Raw genomic sequence first — 21,638 nt, forward strand, 5'->3', positions numbered from 1 at the left:
CAAACCCACGTTCCTGGCCAAGTCGAGCATGGCGCGCAAGGCCGCCGACGCGGCCATCGGCGCCACCCAGCGCGCCCTGATCGAGATGGGCCGCAGGCACGGCCGGGACGTGCGGCTGGTGCACCCGGCGCACACCACCACCGAATGCGCACCGTGCGGAGCGAGAACCAAGCACGCATTACCTCTTTCCGAACGTACCTACACCTGCACCGCGTGCGGAACATCCCGGCCCCGGGACAAGAACTCCGCCCAGGTGATGCTGGTCCGGGCTGGTCTGAACCCGGCTGGTGCCGATCGCGTAAGACCCGACAGTCCGCAGGACCGTCAGGCAGCGTGAGCCAGGAATCCCCGCGCCTTCAGGGGGGAGCAGTCAATGGCCCGCCTCGTACAGGCAGGCCAGGCGGTAGCCGCGCTTGACCACCGTCTCCACGATCCCGCTCGGTCCGAGCGCCCGGCGCAGCCGCGTGATCGCCATCTCCACCGCGTGCTCGGCCGATTCGCGCGCGATGCTGCCCGGCAGCACGGTACGCAGGTCGGCGCGGGTCACCACGTGACCCGGCTTGTCCGCCAGGCGCTTGAGCACCGCCATCGGCGCCGGGGGCAGCGGCCGCAGCTCCCCGTCCACCACCACGGCGTGCCCGCGGATCTCCAGCCGGTGATCGCCCGCCACCAGGCGGGTGACGCCGTGCTCGGGCAGGTGCCGGGCCAGCGCGCGGGCCAGCGCGCCGAGGCGCGAGCGCTCCGGCTGCAGGGTCTCCACGCCGCGCGAGGTCAGCGGCTCGGCCGTGACGGGTCCCACGCAGGCGGCCACGACCCGCCCCCCGAACGCCGCCAGCAGCGCCTCCTCCAGCCCATCGGCGCGGGCCGCCCCCAGCATGGCGTGGACGGCGGGCGCGCTGGTGAAGGCGACCGCGTCCACCGAGCCGGAGACGGTCTGGCTGATCAGCCGGCGCAGCGGCGAGATGTCGCGGTACGGCAGCCACCGGTAGACCGGGATCTCGATCACCTCGGCCCCCGCCTGGCGCAGGTCGGCCACGAAATCGCTGAGCGGCTCGCCGTGCTGCTGCACCGCGATGCGCCGCCCGTGCAGGTCCTGGGCGAGGAGGTACTCCTTGACCTCCTCGCACGACTCCGTGGCGGGCGTCCAGTGGTCGTTCAGCCCGGCGGCGCGCACCGCGCCCCTCGCCTTGGGGCCGCGCGTCAGCAGGCGTGCTCTGGACAGGTGCTCGCCCAGGTCGGCCGAGAGGCCCCAGCCCTCCGCGGCGGCCATCCAGCCGCGGAACCCGACCCCGGTGGTGACCACCACGTCGTCGAGCGGGCCCGCCAGGCTCTCCCTGGTCGCGGCGAGCAGGTCGGCGTCCTCCGCCAGCGGGACCAGCCGGATCGCGGGCGCGCTGACCACGCGCGCGCCGCGCCGCTCGAGCAGTGCGCCGAACTCCTCCCGCCGCCTCGTCGCGGTCACCCCGACCGTGAAGCCCGCCAGGGCGTCGGGCGCCGTCTCCGGGGAAGACCCGCCGTCAAGGGCAAGCGCGCTCATGCCGGCACCTCCAGGTAGTCGGTGATGCCTGGCCGGGCCCCGAGCACCCGGCCAGGCATCACAGGCACGTGTGACACAAGTGAGATCACCCTCCGATACTGCTTTGGGGTGGTTTCGCCCACGGGTCTCTTCTGTTACCGCTGTGCTACATGGCAGAGCTTTGGGGATTGGCGAGGCGCGGTCGCGGGAAACGTTCAGCGTGACGACGCCGCCTATCGGGGAGTTACGGGTGACGGTCCGGCCTATTCGCACGTTCGATGATCCGGTGCTCCGCTCGGTCGCGGCGCCGGTCCAAGACTTCGACCGTGAGCTGCGGCAACTGGTGAAGGCGCTGACCGCCACGATGCGCGCGGGCGCGGGCCGGGCGGGCCTGGCGGCGCCGCAGATCGGGGAGCCGGTACGGGTGGTGGTCTACTCGTACGACGGCAAGTCCGGCCATCTGGTCAATCCACGCCTGGAGCTGTCGGAGCGCCGGGTGACCGCCGACGAGGCGTGTCTGTCGGCGCCGGGGGTGTGGTGGCCACTGGAACGTTCCTACATGGTCACGGCGCGTGGCCGCGACATGTTCGGCAAGCCCGTGACGGTGCGCGCGTTGGGGGTGCTGGCCCGGGTGCTGCAGCACGAAACCGACCATCTCGACGGCGTGCTGTTCAGCGATCACCTCGAAGCGGCCGAGCGCGAACGCTTTCTCGCGGAGGCCCTGCCGACCTGAGTCACCTGTGATGAGCCTATTTCTGATGGGCCAGGGTCAGGCTCAGCTCCCTTCGCTGCACGGGATCGGTGCCGCCCCACACGCCGTAGGCCTGCCTGGTGTCCAGCGCGTACTCCAGGCACGGCTCACGTACGGGGCAGCCGGCGCACACATGCTTGGCCTGCTCAACCTGAGACTGGCTCGGCCCTTCGGCGGAGATCGGGAAGAACAGTTCGGGGTCCAAGTCGAGGCAGGCGGCCCTTCTTGACCAGTTGAACATCATCATGACGTTCGCGCCTACCCACTCGACCAGCTCTCATACCTCGGCGAGCAGCCGATCCCAGTCCGCCAGGAACCGGCCGAGCCCGTAGCGGGCCAGCGCCGCCGCCCGCGCGGCCTTGCCCGCCTGCGCGGCGCCCTCCGGGTCCGCCACGAACGCGTGCAGCGCGTCGGCCAGCACGTTCACCTTCGTGGAGAGCACGCCGGCCTCCTGCGGCACGGCCTCGATCGCCTCGGTGGCGGCCAGCGCGACGACGGGCAGGCCGAGGGTCATGGCCTCGATGAGGGCGAGCCCGAGCGACGTCCACCGGTAGGGGTGCAGGTAGACCCGGCGCCGGGCCAGCTCGGCGTGCATGACGTGCTGCGGCAGGTCCTCATAGGTGCCGTACGGCAGCCCGTCCACCTTCATCCCGAACACGTCGAGCGGCACCCGCTCGGCGAAGCGCGGCAGCAGGTCGGTCCCGGCGACCCTGGTGCGGCGTACTGGCTCGTTGACCACCACGCCCGCCCTGGGCAGCTCGCCCGTGTACAGGTGGCCGGGGTCGGGGACGCCGTGCTCGATGACGCGGGTGCGGGCGCGGCCGTTGTCCCAGTACAGCTCGTTGAAGTGGGTGACGTGCACCAGCGTGATGTCGCTCTGGTCGGCCAGCGGGTGCCGGGTGCGCGGCACGTCGCCCGCCGGGGTGTTGTGCTCCACGTACACGCCGGGCACGTTGCGGCCGAGCCACTCGCGGGCCAGTTCGATCTCGTGCGGGCGCTGGTAGACGACCACGTCGACGGGCTCGTGGCGGAGCCGGTCGAAGGGCACCTCGCGAGCGCTCTCCGGCCAGTCGAACGTCTGGGCCCGTCCCCGGCCGTCGGGACCACGGCCGGGGACGAGCGGCAGGACGTATTCGTGATCGCCCCTGATGAAGGCGCTGATCCACGAGCCGTGCACATGCCAGATGAGGATCCTCACCAGCGGCTCCAGCCCAGCGCCCGCGCCCACGGCGCCGAGGCGGCCGGCACCGGGCCGTCCATGTCGCTCAGCACGCGGTCCACGACGTCGGTCAGGTCGTCCGCGACCTCGGCGGCCTGCTCTACCTCCTCCAGCCGCGTCTGCTGGGTCGGCACCAGGATGCCCCTGGCTCCGGCGGCCCTGGCCGCGTCCATGTCCCTGCCGATGTCGCCCACGACCACGCAGTCGCGGGGGCTGACGTCCAGAATGGCCGCGGCCCTGATCACGAGCCCCGGCGCGGGTTTGCGACAGGTGCAGCCGTCGGCGTCGTCGTGCACGCAGATCGCCCACGCGTCGAACGGGCCGAGCAGCTCCTCCACCCTGGCGTTCACCTGGTCCATCTCGTCCGCGGACAGCAGGCCCTTGGCCACGCCCGACTGATTGGTGACCACGGCCACCGGCACGTCGGCCCGTCTGAGCCGGGCCACCGCGTCCATCGCACCCGGCATGGGCTCGACGAGGGCCGGGTCGCCGTTGTACGGCACGTCCCTGATCAAGGTCCCGTCCCTGTCGAAGAGCACGGCGCCGGGACGTCGCTTTTCGAACACCTTTCACCTCCGTCGCGTGTCCGCCAGCTACCCGGGGCCTGACCCTGCAAACAACTACTTAGAGTGACGAATCCCAGGCGGCTACGCCTGTTTCCCCACCTCCTCGGGCTGGGCCAGGTTTGGGAGTCGCTTCTCTCGGTAGCGGTTCTCGACATCTTCTGGGGAGGACAGATGAGGTTTCTCGGCATCAACGCGATCTTCCACGACCCGGCCGCCGCCCTGGTGGTCGACGGGAAGATCGTGGCCGCGGCGGAGGAGGAGCGCTTCAGCCGCCGCAAGCACGGCAAGCGCCCGCTGGCCTTCTCCGCATGGGAACTGCCCGAGCAGGCCGCCGCCTGGTGCCTGCGCGAGGCGGGGCTCTCCCCGGAGGACATCGACGCCGTCGCCTACTCCTACGACCCGTCGCTGGTCGTGCAGCGGCCCGAGGGCGACTGGGAGGACCTGCGCACCAGGTACGCCGTACGCGCTCCGGCGTTCCTCGCCACGGCGCTGCCCGGACTCGACCCCGGCCAGGTCACCTACGTGCCGCACCACGTGGCGCACGCCGCCTCGGCGGGGCTGGCCTCGCCCTGGCGCGACTGCGCGGTGCTGGTCTGCGACGGCCGGGGCGAGAACGTCTCGCACCTGGCGGGCCGCTATCGGGACGGAGACCTGGAGGTGCTGGCCGCCCAGGAGCTGCCGCACTCGCTCGGCCTGATGTACGAGGACGTCACCCAGCATCTGGGCTTCCTGCGCTCCAGCGACGAGTACAAGGTCATGGCGCTGGCCTCGTACGGCCGGCCGCGGCACCTGGAGGCGCTGCGCGAGGTGATCTACACGACCGGCGACGGCGGGTTCCGCGTCGAGCCGGTCGACTGGAACGTCTACGCCAAGGCCCTGCGCAAGGGCGCCCCCTGGACCTCCGACCACGCCGACCTGGCCGCCAGCGTGCAGGCCCGGCTGGAGGAGGTGCTGCTGGAGCTGGTGCGCTGGCTGCACGAGCGCACCGGCGAGCGACGGCTCGCCCTGGCCGGCGGCGTGGCGCTGAACTGCGTGGCCAACACGCGCCTGCTGGACGAGGGGCCGTTCGACGAGGGGTGGGTGCAGCCGGCGGCGGGCGACTCCGGCACCGCGCTGGGCGGGGCGCTCCACCTCGCCCAGGTCCACGGCGAGCCGGCCGGGCCCATGCCCGGCGCGGCGCTCGGGCGCGGCTTCACCGACGAGGAGCTGGGCGCCTGGCTGGACGTGGCCCGCGTGCCGCACACCCGGCCGGCCGACCTGGCCGCCGCGGTGGCCGCCGAACTGGCCGCCGACAAGATCGTGGCCTGGTTCCAGGGGCGGTCGGAGTACGGGCCGCGGGCGCTCGGGCACCGGTCCCTGCTGGCCCATCCCGGGCACGCGCGCAACACCGAGCGGCTCAACGACGTCAAGGGGCGCGAGCAGTTCAGGCCCATCGCGCCGATGGTGCTGGAGTCGCGGGCCCGCGAGATCTTCGGGCGGGGGCCGGTGCCCTCGCCGTACATGCTGTTCGTCCACGACGTGCACCCGGACTGGGCGCCGCGCATCCCCGCGGTGGTGCACGTGGACGGGACCGCGCGCGTCCAGACCGTCTCGCCCGGCGCCCATCCGCTGATGGCGCGGGTGCTGAGCGAGTTCGAGGCGCGTACGGGGCTGCCCGTGGTGGTCAACACGAGCCTCAACACCGCCGGGCGGCCCATGGTCGACGATCCCCGTGACGCGCTGGAGTGCTTCGGATCCTCGCCGGTGGACGTGCTCGCCCTGGGGCCGTACCTGGTGCGGCGCGGGGAGGTGTTCGCATCGTGATCACCGTGGTGATCCCCACCGTCGGGCGGCCCACGCTGCGCGACACGCTGGCGGGCGTCGGCTCCGGCGTGCCGGTGATCGTGGTGGACGACACCCCCGGGGCCGAGCTCTCCGTACCCGGTCCGGTCCGGATCGTCCGCTCCGGCGGGCGCGGGCCCGCGGCGGCGCGCAACGCCGGATGGCGGGCCGCGACCACGCCCTGGGTGGTGTTCCTGGACGACGACGTGGTCCCGTCGCCCGGCTGGGCCGAGGCGGTCATGAAGGACCTGGCCGACCTGCCCGACGACGTGGCCGGCAGCCAGGGGCGCATCGAGGTGCCGCTGCCTGAGAACCGGCGGCCCACCGACGCGGAGCGGCACACCGCCGGTCTCGCCGACGCGCTCTGGGTGACCGCGGACATGGCCTACCGGCGGTCGGTGCTGGAGTCGGTCGGGGGGTTCGACGATCGCTTCCCCCGGGCGTACCGGGAGGACGCCGACCTGGCGCTGCGGGTGTCGCGGGCGGGGCACCGGCTCGTCAAGGGCGACCGGGTGACGACGCATCCGGTGCGCGACGACGGGTTCTGGGCGAGCGTGCGCTTCCAGCGGGGCAACGCGGACGACGCCCTCATGCGCCGCCTGCACGGACCCGGCTGGCGCGAGGCCATCGGCGGGGGCCGGGGCCGCCTGAGGGTGCACGCCGCCACCACGGCCGCCGCCCTCACCGCCCTGACCCTGGCCGCGACCGCCGCCGCCCGCGCCCGCCGCCGGGGCGATCCCTCCGGCGGGCTCTTCGGCGGACGGCTGACCGGCCGGTCCGGCGGACGGCCTCCCGGGTGGCTACGCGCGGCGCGCGGGGCGCTGCCTCTCAGGCGGCTCCGCATATGGCGCCAGGCCGGGCCTTTGGCACGGCGGCTGCGCGCATCGCGCGGGGCTGGCTCTCTGAGGCGGCTGCGCGTATGGCGCGGGGGAGGGCCTCTGGGGCGGCTGCGCGCAGGGGGCGGGCCTGGCCCTCTCAGGCAACTTGGCGCATCGCGCATGGCGAAGCCTCTTGGGCAGCTGCGCGCATCGCGCATGGCAGGGCCTCTGGGGCGGCTGCGCGCATGGCGCGGCCCAGCGCCTCTCGAGCGGTTGCGCGCGTGGCGCGGGGGAGGGCTGTCTGCCTCGCTCGACGGGCGCGCCGCCCGCCGCGCCCTGGCACGAGCCGATGCGTGGTCGGGGCGAGCCGGTGGGCGGATGCTCGGCCGGCAGGGCAGCCGGCCGGCCCCTCGACTGGTCGGCCCGCTGATCCAGCGGTCCGGCGACGGCGGACGAGGCTCGGGGTCCCGGCAGGCGGCGGCGCTGGCCGCGCTGGCCGGGGCCGCGTGGGCCGCGATGACCGCCGAGTTCGCGTGGCGGCGCATCGCGCCGGGCCCCCGTACCCCCGAGGAAATGTGGCGGATGGTCGTCACCAGCGTCGTGATCCCGCCGGTCGCCTGCGTGCACCGGCTGCGAGGGGAATGGAGGGCGCGTCGATGAGCGCTCGCATGCCTGGAACGCTCTGCGGTCCGAGGCGGTGCAAGACGGCGGAGGCGGCGGAGGCGGCCACGCGCGTGACCACCGCCGAAGCCGCGCACGAGCCCGCCACCGCGGCGGCGGCCCGGCCCGAGCGGCGCCGGGACGCGCAGGACCGGGGCCGGGTGCTGGTGGCGCGGCTGGACGACGCGGGCGACGTGCTGCTGAGCGGCCCGGCGGTCAGGGCCGTGCGCACGCTGGCCCGCGAGCTCGTCTTCCTGGCCGGCCCGAACGGCAGGCAGGCCGCCGAGCTCCTGCCCGGCGTGGATCAGGTCATCGAATGGCGGGCCCCGTGGATCGACCACACCCCGCAGTCCGTCAGCAAAGGCCAGGTCGCCGAGCTGGTGGCCAAGCTCGCCGACGTCGACGAGGCGGTGATCCTCACCTCGTTCCACCAGTCGGCGCTCCCGCTGGCGCTCCTGCTCAGGCTGGCGGGCGTCCGCAGGATCAGCGCCATCAGCAACGACTATCCCGGCTCGCTCCTGGACGTCCGGCACGTCGTGGACGAGAGCGTCGACGTGCCGGAGGCGGAGCGGATGCTGGCGGTCGCCAGGGCGGCGGGCTTCGAACTGCCGGAGGGCGATGACGGCAAACTCGCAGTTCAGCGGCCATTGCCGGATATAGGTAAAGAAATAGGGCACCTGCTTGACGTCGGCGCCGATGCCGGCAAAGGCACGTATGTCGTGGTGCACCCCGGGACATCGGCCCCCGCACGAACCTGGCCGGCCGACCGGCACCGGCAGACCGTGCGGGAGCTCGTCGAAGACGGGCACCAGGTCGTCGTGACCGGCACAGAACGTGATCTCACCGCCTACGTGGCCGGCGACCTCGCGGCCGACCTCGGCGGCGTGACCACTTTCGCCCAACTGGCCGCCGTGATCGAGCGCGCCGGCGTGCTCGTGGCGGGCAACACCGGCCCCGCGCACCTGGCCGCGGCGGTCGGCACCCCGGTCGTGAGCCTGTTCGCCCCCGTCGTCCCCGCGGCGCGGTGGGCCCCGTACGGGGTGCCCACGGTGCTGCTCGGCGACCAGGAAGCGCCCTGCCGCGCAAGCAGGGCGCGCGTCTGCCCGGTACCCGGACACCCGTGCCTGTCCCAGGTGACAAGTGAGCAGGTGGTCAAGGCAGTGAGGGAGCTGACTCCGTGAAAGTCGATCTCATCTCCGAGCACGCGGATCCGCTGGCGGCGATCGGCGGTGTAGACGCGGGCGGCCAGAACGTCCACGTCGCCGCCCTGGCGCTCGCGCTGGCCGACCGCGGGCACACGATCGTCGTGCACACCCGGCGCTCATCCGAGCGGCAACCCGAGTCGGTGACCATGGCGCCGGGCGTCACGGTCGAGTACATCCCGGCCGGCCCCCCGTCCCCCCTTCCCAAGGACGAGCTGCCCCCGTACATGGCGGAGTTCACCGAGCGCCTGGCCGACCGCTGGGCCGCGAACCCGCCGGACGTCGTGCACGCGCACTTCTGGATGAGCGGCCAGGCCGCGCTGCAGGCGGCCGACGGCGTGCCGGTGGTGCAGACGTTCCACGCGCTGGGCACGGTCAAGCGGCGCTGGCAGGGCGACGCCGACACCAGCCCCGCGCACCGCATCCCCACCGAGTGCGAGATCGGCAAGCGCGCCGACGCCGTGCTGGCCACCTGCCGCGACGAGGTGAACGAGCTGCGCGCGATGGGCATCCCCGAGCAGCGCATCACGGTGGTGCCGTGCGGGGTGGACCTGGGGGCGTTCTGCCCCGAGGGGCCGGTGGCGCCGCGCACCGCGGACAAGATGATCCTCTGCATCGGCCGGATGGTGCCGCGCAAGGGCGTGGACACCGTGATCAGGGCGCTGCGCCAGGTCTCCGGCGCGGAGCTGGTGATCGCGGGCGGCAGCGAGGACGACGACGAGGCGGTCAGGCTGCGCGAGCTGGCCCAGGGGTACGGGCTCGACGAACGGGTGCACGTGATCGGCAGCGTGCCGCGCGAGCAGGTGCCGGCGCTGATGCGCTCGGCCGACGTCGTGGTGACGGTGCCGTGGTACGAGCCGTTCGGCATGGTGCCGGTCGAGGCGATGGCGTGCGGCGTGCCGGTCGTGGCCTCGGCGGTCGGCGGGCACCTGGACACCGTCGCCGGCTGCGGCGTGCTGGTGCCGCCGCGCCGCCCGAGGGCTCTGGCCAGGGCGCTGCGCGACCTCCTCGGCAATCCGGACAAACGGGCGGCGCTCGGCGCGGCGGGGGCGCGCAGGGCGCATCACAGATACGGCTGGCCGCGCGTGGCCGAGCTGACCGAGGCCGTGTACACGCAAGTCATCGACGGCAAGGTATGCCGCCTGGCCGCTCTGGGGGGTTGATCGTGGACGCACATCTGGAAAAGCTCTGGACGACCCTGGAGAAGGTCGATGACCAGGCGGTCACCGTCCGGGCCTGGGGCGGGAAGCTGGCCGGCGTCCTGTCCGCCGGGGGCAGGCTGCTGGCCTGCGGCAACGGCGGCTCGGCCGCGGAGGCACAGCACCTGACGGCCGAGCTGGTCGGCCGGTTCAGGGACGACAGGCAGCCGTACGCGGCGATCCCGCTGCACGCCGACGGCTCGTCGCTGACGGCGATCGCCAACGACTTCGGCGCCGAGGCGGTCTACGCCCGCCAGGTGCGCGCCCACGGCAGGCCGGGCGACGTGCTGCTCTGCCTGTCCACCAGCGGCACCAGCCCGAACGTGCTGGCCGCGGCCGGAGCCGCGCACGAGGCCGGCCTCCTCGCCTGGGCCATGACAGGGCCCGCCCCGAACCCGCTGGCCGAGCTCTGCGACGAGGCGGTCGCCGTACCGGGGGAGGAGACGGCCACGGTCCAGGAGGTCCACCTCGCCCTCATCCACCTGCTGTGCGACGCGGTCGAGGAGGCACTATGACGGCGCCCCGCACCACGGGCCCGCTCGTCGTCATCGGGGACACGCTGCTGGACGTGGACGTCGAGGGCGACACCGACCGGCTCTGCCCCGACGCCCCCGTCCCCGTGGTGGACGTCTCCGCCGAGCAGGCCCGGCCCGGCGGGGCGGGGCTGGCGGCGCTGCTGGCCGCCCGCGACGGCGCCGACGTCGTGCTGATCACGGCGATCGGCGACGACCCCGACGGCCGCCGCCTGTGCGGCCTGCTGTCGGAGGAGCTCGATCTGGTACGCCTGCCGCTGCGCGGCGGCACCGTACGCAAGACCCGGGTCAGGGCGCGCGGCCAGACCCTCGTCCGGCTGGACTCCGGGGACGGCACCGCCAGGTACGCCCCTTCGGAGGAGGCCGCGCGGGCCGTCGAGCAGGCCGGCGCGGTGCTGGTCTCCGACTACGGCAGGGGCGTGGCCAGGATGGCCCGCGAGCTGCTGCGCGACGCCGACGTGCCGGTGGTGTGGGACCCGCACCCCAAAGGCGCCCAGCCGATGCCCGGCTGCGCGCTGCTGACACCGAGCGAGGCGGAGGCGAGGACGCTCTGCCGGTCCGGCTACCACGGCCCCGACCAGGCGGCCCGCCGCCTGGTGCGGGAGCTGCGGGCCGGCGCGGTGGCCGTCACGACCGGCGAGCACGGGGCCGCGCTCGCCATCCAGGGCGGCCCGCTCACCCAGATCCCGCCGCCGGTCCTGGCCGGCAACCGCGACGCCTGCGGCGCGGGCGACCGGCTCGCCTCCGCCGCCGCGAACGCGCTGCGCGACGGCTCCGGCATCCAGGAGGCGGTCATCATCGGCGTCGGCGAGGCCTCCCGCTTCGTGGAGCGCGGCGGGTCGGCCGGCGTGAAGGTCCACGAACAGCGGCTCGGCGACCGGCCGCGCACGGCCCTCGAGGTCGCCAGGCTCACCCGCGCCTACGGCGGTCGCCTGATCGCCACCGGCGGCTGCTTCGACCTGCTGCACGCCGGGCATGTGAGCCTGCTGCGGCGGGCCAGGGCGCTGGGCGACGCGCTCGTCGTCTGCGTCAACTCCGACGCCTCGGTACGCAGGCTGAAGGGCCCGTCCAGGCCCATCGTGGACGTGCGCGACCGGGTCGAGGTGCTGCGGGCGCTGGGCTGCGTGGACGCGGTGCTGGTGTTCGACGAGGACACCCCGGCCCGCACCATCGAGCTGCTGCGCCCCGACGTGTGGGTGAAGGGCGGCGACTACGAGGGGGAGGAGCTGCCCGAATCCGAGGTCCTGGCCGCGATCGGCGCGGAGACCGTCGTGCTGAGCACGCTGCCGGGACGTTCGACAACGAATCTGATCAGGGAGATCCAGTGAATATTTTGATCACCGGGGGAGCCTCCGGGCTGGGCCTGGCCACCGCCGAAGCCGTGGAGAAGGAGGGCTGGCGGGCGCTGGTCGTCGACAAGCAGCCGCCCGGCCGGCCCTTCGAGCACGTCACGGCCGACCTCGCCGACCGGGGGGAGGCCGAGCGGGCGGTACGCGAGCTGGCCGAACGGGCCGGCGGACTGGACGGCGTGGTCACCGCCGCGGGCATCGACGCCTGTGGGCGGCTGGAGGACGTCCCGGCCGACGACTGGGAGCGGGTCATCCGGGTGAACCTGCTCGGCACCGCCTCGATCGTGCGTGCGGCGCTGCCGTACCTGAAGCACACCCGCGGCAAGATCGTCACCTGCGCGTCCACGCTCGGGCTGCGGCCGCTCAGCGACGCCTCGGCGTACTCGGCGTCGAAGTTCGGCGTCGTCGGCCTCACCAGAGCCCTCGCCGTCGAGCTGCGCGGCGAGGTCGGCGTGACACTGCTCGTCCCGGGCGGCATGCGCACGGCCTTCTTCGACGGCCGGCCCGACCAGTACAAGCCGGGCCCCGAAGCCGGGCTGAACGACCCTGCCGACGTCGCCCAGAGCGTCGTCTTCGCACTGCGGCAGCCGGTCGGATGCGAGGTGAGAGAGCTCGTCGTCTGCCCGTCCACGGAGACGTCATGGCCCTAGAACTCGTCGTCCTGCGCGGGCTCGGCCTGGGCGACCTGCTCACGGCCGTGCCCGCACTGCGGGCGCTGCGCCAGGCCTTCCCCGGGCACCGGATCACGCTGGCCGCGCCGCGGGCGCTGGAGCCCCTGCTGCCGCTGACCGGTGCGGTGGACGACCAGATCGACGTGTCGGGTCCCGGACCCGTCCCGTTCGAGCGGCCCGACATCGCGGTGAACCTGCACGGCAAGGGGCCGCAGAGCATCGAGGCGCTGCGCCGCACCGACCCGGGCCGGCTGATCAGCTTCGGCACCGGCCCGCCGTACCCGGAGGGCGTGCACGAGGTCCGGCGCTGGTGCGGGCTGCTGGAATGGCACGGCATCCCGACCGACCCCGCGGACCTGACGCTCGGCATCTCCGACCGTACGGGGCCCGCGATCGTCCATCCGGGGGCCGCCTATCCCGCGCGGCGCTGGCCGCCCGAGCGGTTCGCCGAAGTGGCGGCGGCGCTCGACGACGTGGTCGTCACCGGCAACGCCGAGGAGGTGCCGATCGCCGCTGAGGTCGCCCGGCTGGCGGGCCTGCCCGCCGAGCGGATGCTGGCGGGGCGGACCGGCCTCGCCGACCTGATCGACCTGGTGAGCAAGGCGCGGCTGGTGATCTGCGGGGACACCGGCGTCGCGCACCTGGCGACGGCGTTCTGCGTGCCGTCGGTGGTGCTGTTCGGGCCGGTGTCACCCGCGTTGTGGGGGCCGCCGCCCGGCTGGCGCCACGTGGCGTTGTGGGCGGGCAGGAACGGGGATCCGCACGGGCTGCGGCCCGACCCCGGACTGCTGAAGATCGAGGTTTCCGAAGTCGTCGACGCTGTCTTGGAGGTCACATCATGAGGGCTCTGGTCACCGGGGGCGCCGGGTTCCTCGGCTCCTATCTGTGCGAGCGGCTGCTGGCGGAGGGTGCGGAGGTGATCTGCATGGACAGCTTCCTCACCGGCGGCCCGCGCAACGTCGAGCACCTGATCGACCGGCCCGAGTTCCGGATCATCGAGTGCGATCTGACCGGGTACGTGCACGTGCCCGACCGGCTGGATCTCGTCCTGCACTTCGCCTCGGCCGCCTCGCCGGCCGACTACCTGCGCTACCCGATCGAGACCCTGCGGGTCGGCAGCGTCGGCACGCTGCACGCGCTGGGCCTGGCCAGGGAGAAGGGCGCCAGGTTCGTCCTCGCCTCCACCAGCGAGGTGTACGGCGACCCGCTCGAGCATCCGCAGCGCGAGACGTACTGGGGCAACGTCAACCCGGTCGGCCCGCGCAGCGTCTACGACGAGGCCAAGCGCTTCGCCGAGTCCCTGACCACCGCCTACCGGCACTCGCGCGGCACCGACACCGGGATCGTGCGCATCTTCAACACGTACGGGCCGCGCATGCGCCCCTTCGACGGCCGGGCCATCCCGACGTTCATCCGGCAGTCGTTGAAGGGCGAGCCCATCACGATCACCGGCGACGGCTCGCAGACGCGCTCCATCTGCTACGTGGACGACACCGTGTCCGGGATCCTCGCCATGGCCCGCAGCGACTTCGCCGGGCCCGTCAACATCGGCAACCCGGACGAGCTGACCATGCTGGAGCTGGCCACGATGATCCGCGACCTGGCCGGCTCGTCGTCGGAGATCGAGTTCATCGACCGGCCCGCCGACGACCCGAAGGTCCGCCGCCCCGACACCACGCTGGCCGCCGAGCGGCTCGGCTGGCGGGCGCAGGTGCCCGCCGCCGAAGGGTTGCGCCGTACCATCGAGTGGTTCTCGGCCGAGCTGGCCGCCGCCGAGCGGCGCGAGCAGGTCCAGGTCTGAGCATGCCGCGGACCGCACTGGTCGTCGTCGACATGCTCACCCCCTACCAGCACCAGGACGCCGAGCAACTGCAGCGGGGCGTCGAGCCCGTCGTGCCCCGGCTGGCCGAGCTGATCGGCCGGGCGCGCGACCGGGACGACGTGGACCTGATCTACGTCAACGACAACTACGGGGACTTCGCCGCGACCAGGGACGACATCGTGGCGCGGGCGCTCAAAGGCGCCCGCCCCGATCTCGTCGAGCCGGTCGCGCCGCCCGCCGACTGCGCGTTCCTGCCCAAGGTGCGCCACAGCGCCTTCTACGGGACGTCGCTGGAGTACGTGCTGCGGCAGCGGGACGTGCGGACGGTGCTGCTGACCGGCCAGGTGACCGAGCAGTGCATCCTGTACAGCGCGCTGGACGCCTACATCCGGGAGTTCTCGATCACGGTGCCGCCCGACTGCGTGGCGGCGATCCACGAGGACCTGGGGCGGGCGGCGCTGCGCATGATGGAGCGCAACATGTCGGCCGCGATCGTCCCGTCCGGCGAGTGCCTCGCTCAGCGCTCGTTACCCGCGCGCAGCCACGCGAGGTAGGCGGCGGCGGCCCGCTCGGTGTCGTACGCGGGCTCGAACCCGGTGTCCTCGCGCAGCCGGGTGGTGTCGAGCCAGAACGCGGGCGCGGGGTCGCGGCCCTCGGGGAGGTCGGCGCGGGCGTCGGGGACCAGCTTCCTGATCGCCGCGACGACCTCCCCGTTGGTCGTCAGCCGCCCGGAGCCCACGTTGTACGTGCGGTGCCCCAGCCGGCCGGCGAGCTGGAGCAGCGCGATCGCGCGGCCGCAGTCCTCGGCGTAGCACAGGTCGATGCCGTCGCCCAGGTGCGCTCCGGCGCGCAGCGTGGACAGATCGGGCTCGGCGCCGCGGGCGGCGGCGTGCACGAGCTGGGGCGCGGGGAAGAACGGCGACACGGGGTGGCCGAGCGGCCCCCAGACGGCGCCGATGCGGTAGTTGACCACGTCGAGGCCCATGGTCCCGGCGAGGTGGTCGCCGAGCAGCTCGCCGATCTTCTTGAACGCCGGGATCGGGTGGGCGGCCGTCATCGGCAGCGGCACGTCCTCCTTGAGCGCGCCCTCGCCGGCGAGCCGGCCGGTGACGCCGCCGTACACGCCGATCGTGCTGGCCACGCCGACCCGCGCCACCTGCCACTCGCCCGCGGCCCGGAACACGTTCAGGAGGCTACGCAGGGCCCTGTCCGCGCCTTCCAGCGGCTCGTACGCGCCGGGCGGCCACGGCATGGAGCCGGCGAGGTGCACGATGCCGGTGATCTCGTGGCGCTTGCCGAGCTCCAGCAGCGCCGACTCGTCGGTGAGATCGGCCTGCTCGACGACGACGGGCTCGCCCGCGAACCTCTCAGGCACCACGGCGGGCCTGCGCTGGACGAGCAGGCAGGACTCGCCGAGGTCGAGCAGGGCCCGGGTGGTGTGCGTGCCGATGAAGCCCAGCCCGCCGGTGATCAGAATCATGGTCAGCTCCACAAATCATCAGTTGTACTGACGATCAGTGTAGCCCTAGAGGTGGCGTCGTCAAGGACCGCCGGCGTCAGGCGGGGACGGGCTCCAGTCGCAGCTCCCGCACGATCTCCACGGCGCTGGCGTCCAGGGACGGGCCCGCGTCGCCGCCGATGAACATCTCGATGTAGGCCCGGTGGAAGCAGCCCGCGATCAGCAGCCGCGCGCTCGCCTCGGGGTCCACGTCCGGGCCCACCCGGCCCAGCTCCTGCTCGGCCGCCAGGTACGCCGCCAGCGGCGCCGTTTCGGTACGCGGCCCGAGACCCGTGTCCCGGACGGCCTCGCGGAAGCGGACCGTCACGTTGGGCGAGGTGAAAGCGGGCAGCGCCGCGCTCTGCACGTCGATGTAGTACTCGATACCTGCTCGCGCAACGGGGAGGAGATTATCCGCTACGCACCCTTTCCCGACGCGGTGGGAAAGATCGTGGAGAATGCTCAGCCAGAACGGGAGCCGGTCCTGCAGCAGAGCGAGGAAGTGGTCCACGGAACCGCCGGGGCGGTCCTCCCGGAGGGAGACGGCCATCTCGAGGACGCGGCGCCTGGTGTCCTGACTTCTGTGGTGCGGGTCTACAGGGGAAGTCGCCATGGCGTGCCTAACGTGCGCGGTCAGTTGAGTAGGCATCACGGCGCGAAGCCGAGTTTTTCAGGACTTGTCGATTGAATCAGGCAGTCCCAAGGTGCTGCACATGGTGTTGGCCCTGATTATTACTCGAAATCCCGAAAAAATGGCGGATTTTGTCGCTGAGCGTTAGCTGTCAGTGTCCCGATCTCTGCGCCTGAGGTAACGCTCGAACTCGGCCGCGATCGCGTCGCCGCTCGCCTCGGGCAGCTCGGCGGCGTCCTTGCGCTCCTCCAGCTCCTTGACGTACTCGGCGACCTCGCTGTCCTGGGAGGCCAGCTCGTCGACGCCGCGCTCCCATGCGCGGGCCTCCTCGTCGAGGTCGCCCAGGGGCATCGGGATCTCCAGCAGGTCCTCCAGGCGGCGCAGCAGCGCCAGCGTCGCCTTCGGGTTGGGCGGCTGGGCGACGTAGTGCGGCACCGACGCCCACAGCGAGACGGCGTCGAGGCCCGCCTCGCCGAACGCGTGCTGCAGCACCCCGACGATGCCCGTCGGGCCCTCGTAGCGGCTCAGCTCGAGGTTGGTCGAGCGCGCGAGCCCCGCGTCCGTCGCGCTCCCGAGGATCGGCACGGGCCGGGTGTGCGGCGAGTCGTTGAGCAGCGCGCCCAGCATCACGGCCAGCTCGACGCCGAGCTCGCGGCAGACCTCGATGATGTCGGCGCAGAACGAGCGCCAGCGCATGTTGGGCTCGATGCCGCGCAGCAGCACGACGTCGCGCTCCAGGCCCGGCGGGCGGGCGCGCAGCAGCCGCGTCGTCGGCCAGACGATGGAGCGCGTCAGCCCGTCGTTCATCTCCACGACGGGCCGGGTCACCTGGAAGTCGTAGTAGTCGTCGGGGTCGAGCGCGACCAGCGGCTCGGCCTTCCACGCCGACTCGAGATGGGCGATCACACCGCTGGAAGCCTCACCCGCGTCGTTCCACCCCTCGAACGCGGCTATGAGCACGGGGTCCACGAGCTCGGGGAGCCCTTCGAGCTCTATCACGTGTCGCCTCCTCTCTCCATCGTCTCGCTAAGCCTATGCGGTCAGGAGGAGTCAGCGTCACCGATCTCTCCGCGAACCCGGGCCTCGCCATGCCGGGCGCGCCCGCGTACCGCGCCGCCTTTCGTCCCCCGCCGAGGGCCGCGGTACACCCGATCCCGCGCGGGCCTCACCCGCGCGCCGGCCCGTGACAGCCGCGGATCGACGTCGCGGGCCTCACCCGCGCGGGCGCGGTAGCTGGATCGACGTCGCGGGCCTCACACACACGGGCGCGCGTCAGCGGCCGCCGTCCGTAGTGTGGACGATCAGCACGTCGCACGAGGCGCGGTGGGAGACGGCGGACGGCACGGACCCCAGCAGCCGCCCCGCCAGGCTGTTGAGCCCGCGGTTGCCCACCACGAGCAGGTCCGCGCGGTGCCTGGCGGCCAGCGCGACGAGCACGTCCACGGCGTCCCCCTGCTCGGCCGCCAGCACGACGTCGGCGGCGCCCGCCGACACGGCGTGCCCGCGCGCCGCCCGCAGGGCGTCGTCCGCGGGGGTGGAGCCGCTCACCTTGTACGCGAGCTCGCCCAGCCGGTCGGCCGCCGCGGCCCGCTCGCTCTCCCGCATGGGCAGGTACGCGCAGGCCAGCACGAGGGTGGCGCCGGTCGCCGCGGCCAGGGACGCCGCCGCGGAGACGGCGCGGAAGGAGGAGGCCGAGCCGTCGGTGCCCACGACGACGGTGCGGTAGGCCATGGAGCCTCCAATTGGACGCGATGTCAATTGCTGCTCAGTACGATAGCGCGCGGGGTCCCACGCACCGCGGGCCCCCGGCGCGTGAACGCGTGTGCGAGCCGCTTGCGAGTGGCGCTCGAGGCGCACCCGATAAGCTCTACCCCATGAGCATCTCCTCGTCCTTCCGCGAAGTGTTGTCCCAGCGCGTCATCGTGGCCGACGGGGCGATGGGCACGATGCTCCAGGCCCAGGACCCCACGCTCGACGACTTCCACGGTCACGAGGGCTGCAACGAGGTGCTCAACGTCACCAGGCCCGACATCGTGCGCGGCGTCCACGACGCCTACTTCGCCGTCGGCGTCGACTGCGTCGAGACCAACACCTTCGGCGCCAACCTCGCCGCGCTCGGCGAGTACGACATCTCCGACCGCGTCTACGAATACTCCGAGGCGGGGGCCAGGATCGCCCGCGAGGCCGCCGACCACTGGTCCACGCCCGACCAGCCGCGCTTCGTGCTCGGCTCCATGGGCCCCGGCACCAAGCTGCCCACGCTCGGCCACCTGCCGTACGCGAGCCTGCGCGACGCCTACCGCGACAACGCGGCGGGCCTGATCGCGGGCGGCGCCGACGCGCTGATCATCGAGACCTGCCAGGACCTGCTCCAGGTCAAGGCCGCCGTCGTCGGCGCCCGGCGGGCCATCGAGGACTCCGGCCGCGACATCCCGATCATCGCCCAGGTGACCATCGAGACCAACGGCGCCATGCTGCTCGGCTCCGAGATCGGCGCCGCGCTGACCGCGATCGAGCCGCTCGGCGTCGACATCGTGGGCCTCAACTGCGCGACCGGCCCCGCCGAGATGAGCGAGCACCTGCGCTACCTCGCCCGCCACTCCCGGCTCAAGCTCTCCTGCATGCCCAACGCCGGGCTGCCGGTGCTGACGGCCGACGGCGCCTACTACCCGCTGTCGGCGCAGGAGCTGGCCGCCGCCCACGACACGTTCACCCGCGACTACGGCCTGTCGCTGGTCGGCGGGTGCTGCGGCACCACGCCCGAGCACCTGCGCCAGGTGGTCGAGCGCGTGCGCGGCAAGCAGGTCGCGCCGCGCCGCCCGCACCCCGAGCCGGGCGCGTCCTCGCTCTACCAGACGGTGCCGTTCCGGCAGGACACCTCCTATCTGGCCATCGGCGAGCGCTGCAACACCAACGGCTCCAAGGCCTTCCGCGAGGCCATGCTGGCGGGCCACTGGGACGACTGCGTGGAGATGGCCCGCGACCAGGCCCGCGACGGCGCCCACATGCTCGACCTGTGCGTCGACTACGTCGGCCGCGACGGCGTGGCCGACATGAAGGAGCTGGCGTTCCGGTTCGCCACCGCGTCCACGCTGCCGATCATGCTCGACTCGACCGAGCCCGCCGTGCTGCAGGCCGGCCTCGAGATGCTCGGCGGCCGCGCCGCCGTCAACTCCGTCAACTACGAGGACGGCGACGGCCCCGACTCCCGCTTCCAGAGGATCATGCGCCTCGTGCGCGAGCACGGCTCGGCCGTCGTCGCGCTGACCATCGACGAGGAGGGCCAGGCCCGCACCGCCGAGTGGAAGGTACGCGTGGCCACCCGCCTGATCGAGGACCTGACCACCAACTGGGGCATGCGCGTCGAGGACATCATCGTCGACTGCCTGACCTTCCCCATCGCCACGGGCCAGGAGGAGACCAGGCGCGACGGCCTGGAGACCATCGAGGCCATCCGCGAGCTCAAGCGGCGCTACCCGGGCGTGCAGACCACGCTGGGCCTGTCCAACATCAGCTTCGGCCTCAACCCGGCCGCCCGCATGGTCCTCAACTCGGTCTTCCTCAACGAGTGCGTCAACGCCGGGCTCGACTCCGCCATCGTGCACGCCTCCAAGATCCTGCCGATGGCGCGCATCCCCGACGAGCAGCGCCAGGTCGCGCTCGACATGGTCTACGACCGGCGCCGCGAGGGCTACGACCCGCTGCAGCGCTTCATGGATCTGTTCGAGGGCGTCGACGCGGCCGCCATGCGCGCGGGCAAGGCCGAGGAGCTGGCCGCGCTGCCGCTGTGGGAGCGGCTCAAGCGGCGCATCATCGACGGCGAGCGCAAGGGACTCGAGGCCGACCTCGACACCGCGCTGGACCAGCGGCCGGCCCTGGAGATCATCAACGACGTGCTGCTCGACGGCATGAAGACCGTGGGCGAGCTGTTCGGGTCGGGTCAGATGCAGCTGCCGTTCGTGCTGCAGTCGGCCGAGGTGATGAAGGCCGCCGTCGCCTACCTCGAGCCCCACATGGACCGCGTCGAAGGCGAGACGAAGGGCCGGATCGTGCTGGCCACCGTCAAGGGCGACGTGCACGACATCGGCAAGAACCTCGTCGACATCATCCTGTCCAACAACGGCTACCAGGTGGTCAACCTCGGCATCAAGCAGCCGGTCTCGGCCATCCTCGAGGCCGCCGACGAGCAGAAGGCCGACGTCATCGGCATGTCGGGGCTGCTGGTGAAGTCGACGGTCATCATGAAGGAGAACCTGGAGGAGATGAACTCCAGGGGCCTGTCGGAGAAGTACCCCGTGCTGCTCGGCGGCGCCGCCCTGACCCGCGCCTACGTCGAGCAGGACCTGGCCGAGCTGTTCGAGGGCGAGGTGCGCTACGCGCGCGACGCGTTCGAGGGGCTGCGGCTGATGGACTCGTTCATGGCCGTCAAGCGCGGCGTCGCGGGCGCGACACTGCCGCCGCTGCGCGAGCGGCGGGTCAAGACCGGCGCGGTGCTGCAGCGCACCCCCGTCGAGGAGCTGCCCGCCCGCTCCGACGTGGCCGCCGACAACCCCGTCCCCACCGCGCCCTTCCACGGCGACCGCATCGTCAAGGGCATCTCGCTGACCGAGTACGCCGCCTTCCTCGACGAGCGGGCCCTGTTCCTCGGCCAGTGGGGCCTCAAGCCCACCAGGGGCGGCAGCGGCCCCGACTACGACGAGCTGGTCGAGACCGAGGGGCGGCCGCGGCTGCGCATGTGGCTCGACCGCATCCAGACCGAGGGCCTGCTGGAGGCGGCCGTCGTCTACGGCTACTTCCCGTGCGTCTCCGAGGGCGACTCGCTGATCATCCTCGACGAGAACGGCGGCGAGCGCACCCGCTTCACGTTCCCGCGCCAGCGCCGCGACCGCCACCTGTGCCTGTCCGACTTCTTCCGGGCCAAGGACTCCGGCGAGGTCGACGTGGTCGGCTTCCAGGTGGCCACCATGGGCTCGAAGATCTCCGAGGCCACGGCCGAGCTGTTCGCCAAGGACGCCTACCGCGACTACCTTGAGCTGCACGGCCTGTCGGTGCAGCTCACCGAGGCGCTGGCCGAATACTGGCACGCCAGGGTGCGCTCGGAGTGGGGGATCGGCGGCGAGGAGTCGCTCGACGACATGCTCAAGGTCAACATCCAGGGCTGCCGCTACTCGTTCGGCTACCCCGCCTGCCCCAACCTGGAGGACCAGAAGCAGCTGTTCGAGCTGCTCGACCCCGAGCGCATCGGGGTGACGCTGTCGGAGGAGTTCCAGCTCCACCCCGAGCAGGCCACCTCCGCGCTGGTCGCCCACCATCCCGAGGCGAAATACTTCAACGTCTGACCCACCTGCCCGCGCCGCTCGCCCGCCGTTGACCGGCGGGCGG

At 72.8% G+C, this 21,638-nt stretch carries 21 protein-coding genes; 13 read left to right on the forward strand and 8 right to left on the reverse strand.

Translation table 11 applies throughout. The features are described from left to right. A partial coding sequence (locus AB0H84_RS32955) for a transposase (RefSeq protein WP_357612925.1) occupies positions 1–337 on the forward strand: 337 nt, incomplete at its 5' end. Positions 338–370: 33 nt separating this feature from the next. Here the strand turns inward: AB0H84_RS32955 and AB0H84_RS32960 are convergent. Further along, positions 371–1,537: a uroporphyrinogen-III synthase gene (locus AB0H84_RS32960; protein ID WP_357612928.1), complete on the reverse strand. Its 1,167-nt coding sequence runs from the start codon at positions 1,535–1,537 to the stop codon at positions 371–373. 229 nt (positions 1,538–1,766) lie between these two features. Here AB0H84_RS32960 and def point away from each other — a divergent pair, with 229 nt between their 5' ends. Beyond that, entirely contained in the window at positions 1,767–2,249 is a 483-nt protein-coding gene (def, locus tag AB0H84_RS32965; protein ID WP_357612931.1) for a peptide deformylase, read from the forward strand. 16 nt (positions 2,250–2,265) lie between these two features. Here def and AB0H84_RS32970 read toward each other — a convergent pair whose 3' ends face one another. Genes AB0H84_RS32970 through AB0H84_RS32980 form a run of 3 tightly spaced genes read right to left on the reverse strand, consistent with a single transcriptional unit; the run spans position 2,266 to position 4,052 of the window. Continuing rightward, entirely contained in the window at positions 2,266–2,514 is a 249-nt protein-coding gene (locus tag AB0H84_RS32970) for a WhiB family transcriptional regulator (RefSeq protein ID WP_357612934.1), read from the reverse strand. Positions 2,515–2,544: 30 nt separating this feature from the next. After that, complete coding sequence (locus AB0H84_RS32975) at positions 2,545–3,465, reverse strand: glycosyltransferase family 4 protein (RefSeq protein WP_357612937.1); 921 nt, start codon at positions 3,463–3,465, stop codon at positions 2,545–2,547. After that, a complete protein-coding gene (locus AB0H84_RS32980; protein WP_357612940.1) occupies positions 3,462–4,052 on the reverse strand; it encodes an HAD-IIIA family hydrolase in 591 nt (196 codons plus the stop codon). Before AB0H84_RS32980 ends, AB0H84_RS32975 begins: the two co-directional genes overlap by 4 nt. 171 nt (positions 4,053–4,223) lie before the next feature. Between AB0H84_RS32980 and AB0H84_RS32985 the strand changes: the two genes are divergently transcribed. Genes AB0H84_RS32985 through AB0H84_RS33030 form a run of 10 tightly spaced genes read left to right on the forward strand, consistent with a single transcriptional unit; the run spans position 4,224 to position 14,681 of the window. Then, positions 4,224–5,855, forward strand: coding sequence for a carbamoyltransferase C-terminal domain-containing protein (locus tag AB0H84_RS32985; protein WP_357612943.1), 1,632 nt, complete (start codon positions 4,224–4,226; stop codon positions 5,853–5,855). Further along, positions 5,852–7,351 (forward strand): glycosyltransferase, encoded by a 1,500-nt coding sequence (locus tag AB0H84_RS32990; RefSeq protein WP_357612946.1) that lies wholly within the window; start codon positions 5,852–5,854, stop codon positions 7,349–7,351. Before AB0H84_RS32985 ends, AB0H84_RS32990 begins: the two co-directional genes overlap by 4 nt. After that, positions 7,348–8,532, forward strand: coding sequence for a glycosyltransferase family 9 protein (locus tag AB0H84_RS32995; protein ID WP_357612949.1), 1,185 nt, complete (start codon positions 7,348–7,350; stop codon positions 8,530–8,532). Before AB0H84_RS32990 ends, AB0H84_RS32995 begins: the two co-directional genes overlap by 4 nt. Continuing rightward, complete coding sequence (locus tag AB0H84_RS33000; RefSeq protein WP_357612953.1) at positions 8,529–9,716, forward strand: glycosyltransferase; 1,188 nt, start codon at positions 8,529–8,531, stop codon at positions 9,714–9,716. Before AB0H84_RS32995 ends, AB0H84_RS33000 begins: the two co-directional genes overlap by 4 nt. A gap of 2 nt (positions 9,717–9,718) precedes the next feature. Further along, on the forward strand, positions 9,719–10,267 hold the full coding sequence (locus AB0H84_RS33005) for an SIS domain-containing protein (RefSeq protein WP_357612956.1): 549 nt from the start codon (positions 9,719–9,721) through the stop codon (positions 10,265–10,267). After that, positions 10,264–11,613: a PfkB family carbohydrate kinase gene (locus AB0H84_RS33010; protein ID WP_357612959.1), complete on the forward strand. Its 1,350-nt coding sequence runs from the start codon at positions 10,264–10,266 to the stop codon at positions 11,611–11,613. Before AB0H84_RS33005 ends, AB0H84_RS33010 begins: the two co-directional genes overlap by 4 nt. After that, the gene (locus tag AB0H84_RS33015; protein ID WP_357612962.1) at positions 11,610–12,284 is read left to right on the forward strand and encodes an SDR family oxidoreductase; all 675 of its coding nucleotides are present in this window, start codon (positions 11,610–11,612) and stop codon (positions 12,282–12,284) included. Before AB0H84_RS33010 ends, AB0H84_RS33015 begins: the two co-directional genes overlap by 4 nt. Beyond that, a complete protein-coding gene (locus AB0H84_RS33020) occupies positions 12,275–13,147 on the forward strand; it encodes a glycosyltransferase family 9 protein (protein WP_357612965.1) in 873 nt (290 codons plus the stop codon). Before AB0H84_RS33015 ends, AB0H84_RS33020 begins: the two co-directional genes overlap by 10 nt. Next, a complete protein-coding gene (locus tag AB0H84_RS33025; protein WP_357612968.1) occupies positions 13,144–14,106 on the forward strand; it encodes a UDP-glucuronic acid decarboxylase family protein in 963 nt (320 codons plus the stop codon). Before AB0H84_RS33020 ends, AB0H84_RS33025 begins: the two co-directional genes overlap by 4 nt. A 2-nt stretch (positions 14,107–14,108) precedes the next feature. Next, a complete protein-coding gene (locus tag AB0H84_RS33030) occupies positions 14,109–14,681 on the forward strand; it encodes an isochorismatase family cysteine hydrolase (RefSeq protein ID WP_357612971.1) in 573 nt (190 codons plus the stop codon). Here AB0H84_RS33030 and AB0H84_RS33035 read toward each other — a convergent pair. From AB0H84_RS33035 to AB0H84_RS33050, 4 genes are all read right to left on the reverse strand, one after another. Further along, positions 14,645–15,607 (reverse strand): NAD(P)-dependent oxidoreductase, encoded by a 963-nt coding sequence (locus AB0H84_RS33035; protein ID WP_357612974.1) that lies wholly within the window; start codon positions 15,605–15,607, stop codon positions 14,645–14,647. The two genes, AB0H84_RS33030 and AB0H84_RS33035, sit on opposite strands and share 37 nt — an antisense overlap. 76 nt (positions 15,608–15,683) lie before the next feature. Then, positions 15,684–16,175 carry a hypothetical protein gene (locus AB0H84_RS33040; protein ID WP_357612977.1) on the reverse strand — a complete coding sequence of 164 codons (492 nt, stop codon included), beginning with the start codon at positions 16,173–16,175 and terminating at the stop codon, positions 15,684–15,686. A 225-nt stretch (positions 16,176–16,400) separates the two neighbouring features. Then, positions 16,401–17,255, reverse strand: a complete 855-nt coding sequence (locus AB0H84_RS33045) for a PAC2 family protein (protein ID WP_357612980.1) — start codon at positions 17,253–17,255, stop codon at positions 16,401–16,403. Positions 17,256–17,528: 273 nt separating this feature from the next. Next, positions 17,529–17,987: a universal stress protein gene (locus AB0H84_RS33050; protein ID WP_357612983.1), complete on the reverse strand. Its 459-nt coding sequence runs from the start codon at positions 17,985–17,987 to the stop codon at positions 17,529–17,531. Between the two features lie 143 nt (positions 17,988–18,130). Between AB0H84_RS33050 and metH the strand changes: the two genes are divergently transcribed. After that, positions 18,131–21,595, forward strand: a complete 3,465-nt coding sequence (gene metH / locus AB0H84_RS33055) for a methionine synthase (protein WP_357612986.1) — start codon at positions 18,131–18,133, stop codon at positions 21,593–21,595. The last annotated feature ends 43 nt before the right edge of the window (positions 21,596–21,638 follow it).

Origin of the sequence: Nonomuraea sp. NPDC050786, assembly GCF_040654115.1 — a bacterium.
Taxonomy (GTDB): domain Bacteria; phylum Actinomycetota; class Actinomycetes; order Streptosporangiales; family Streptosporangiaceae; genus Nonomuraea.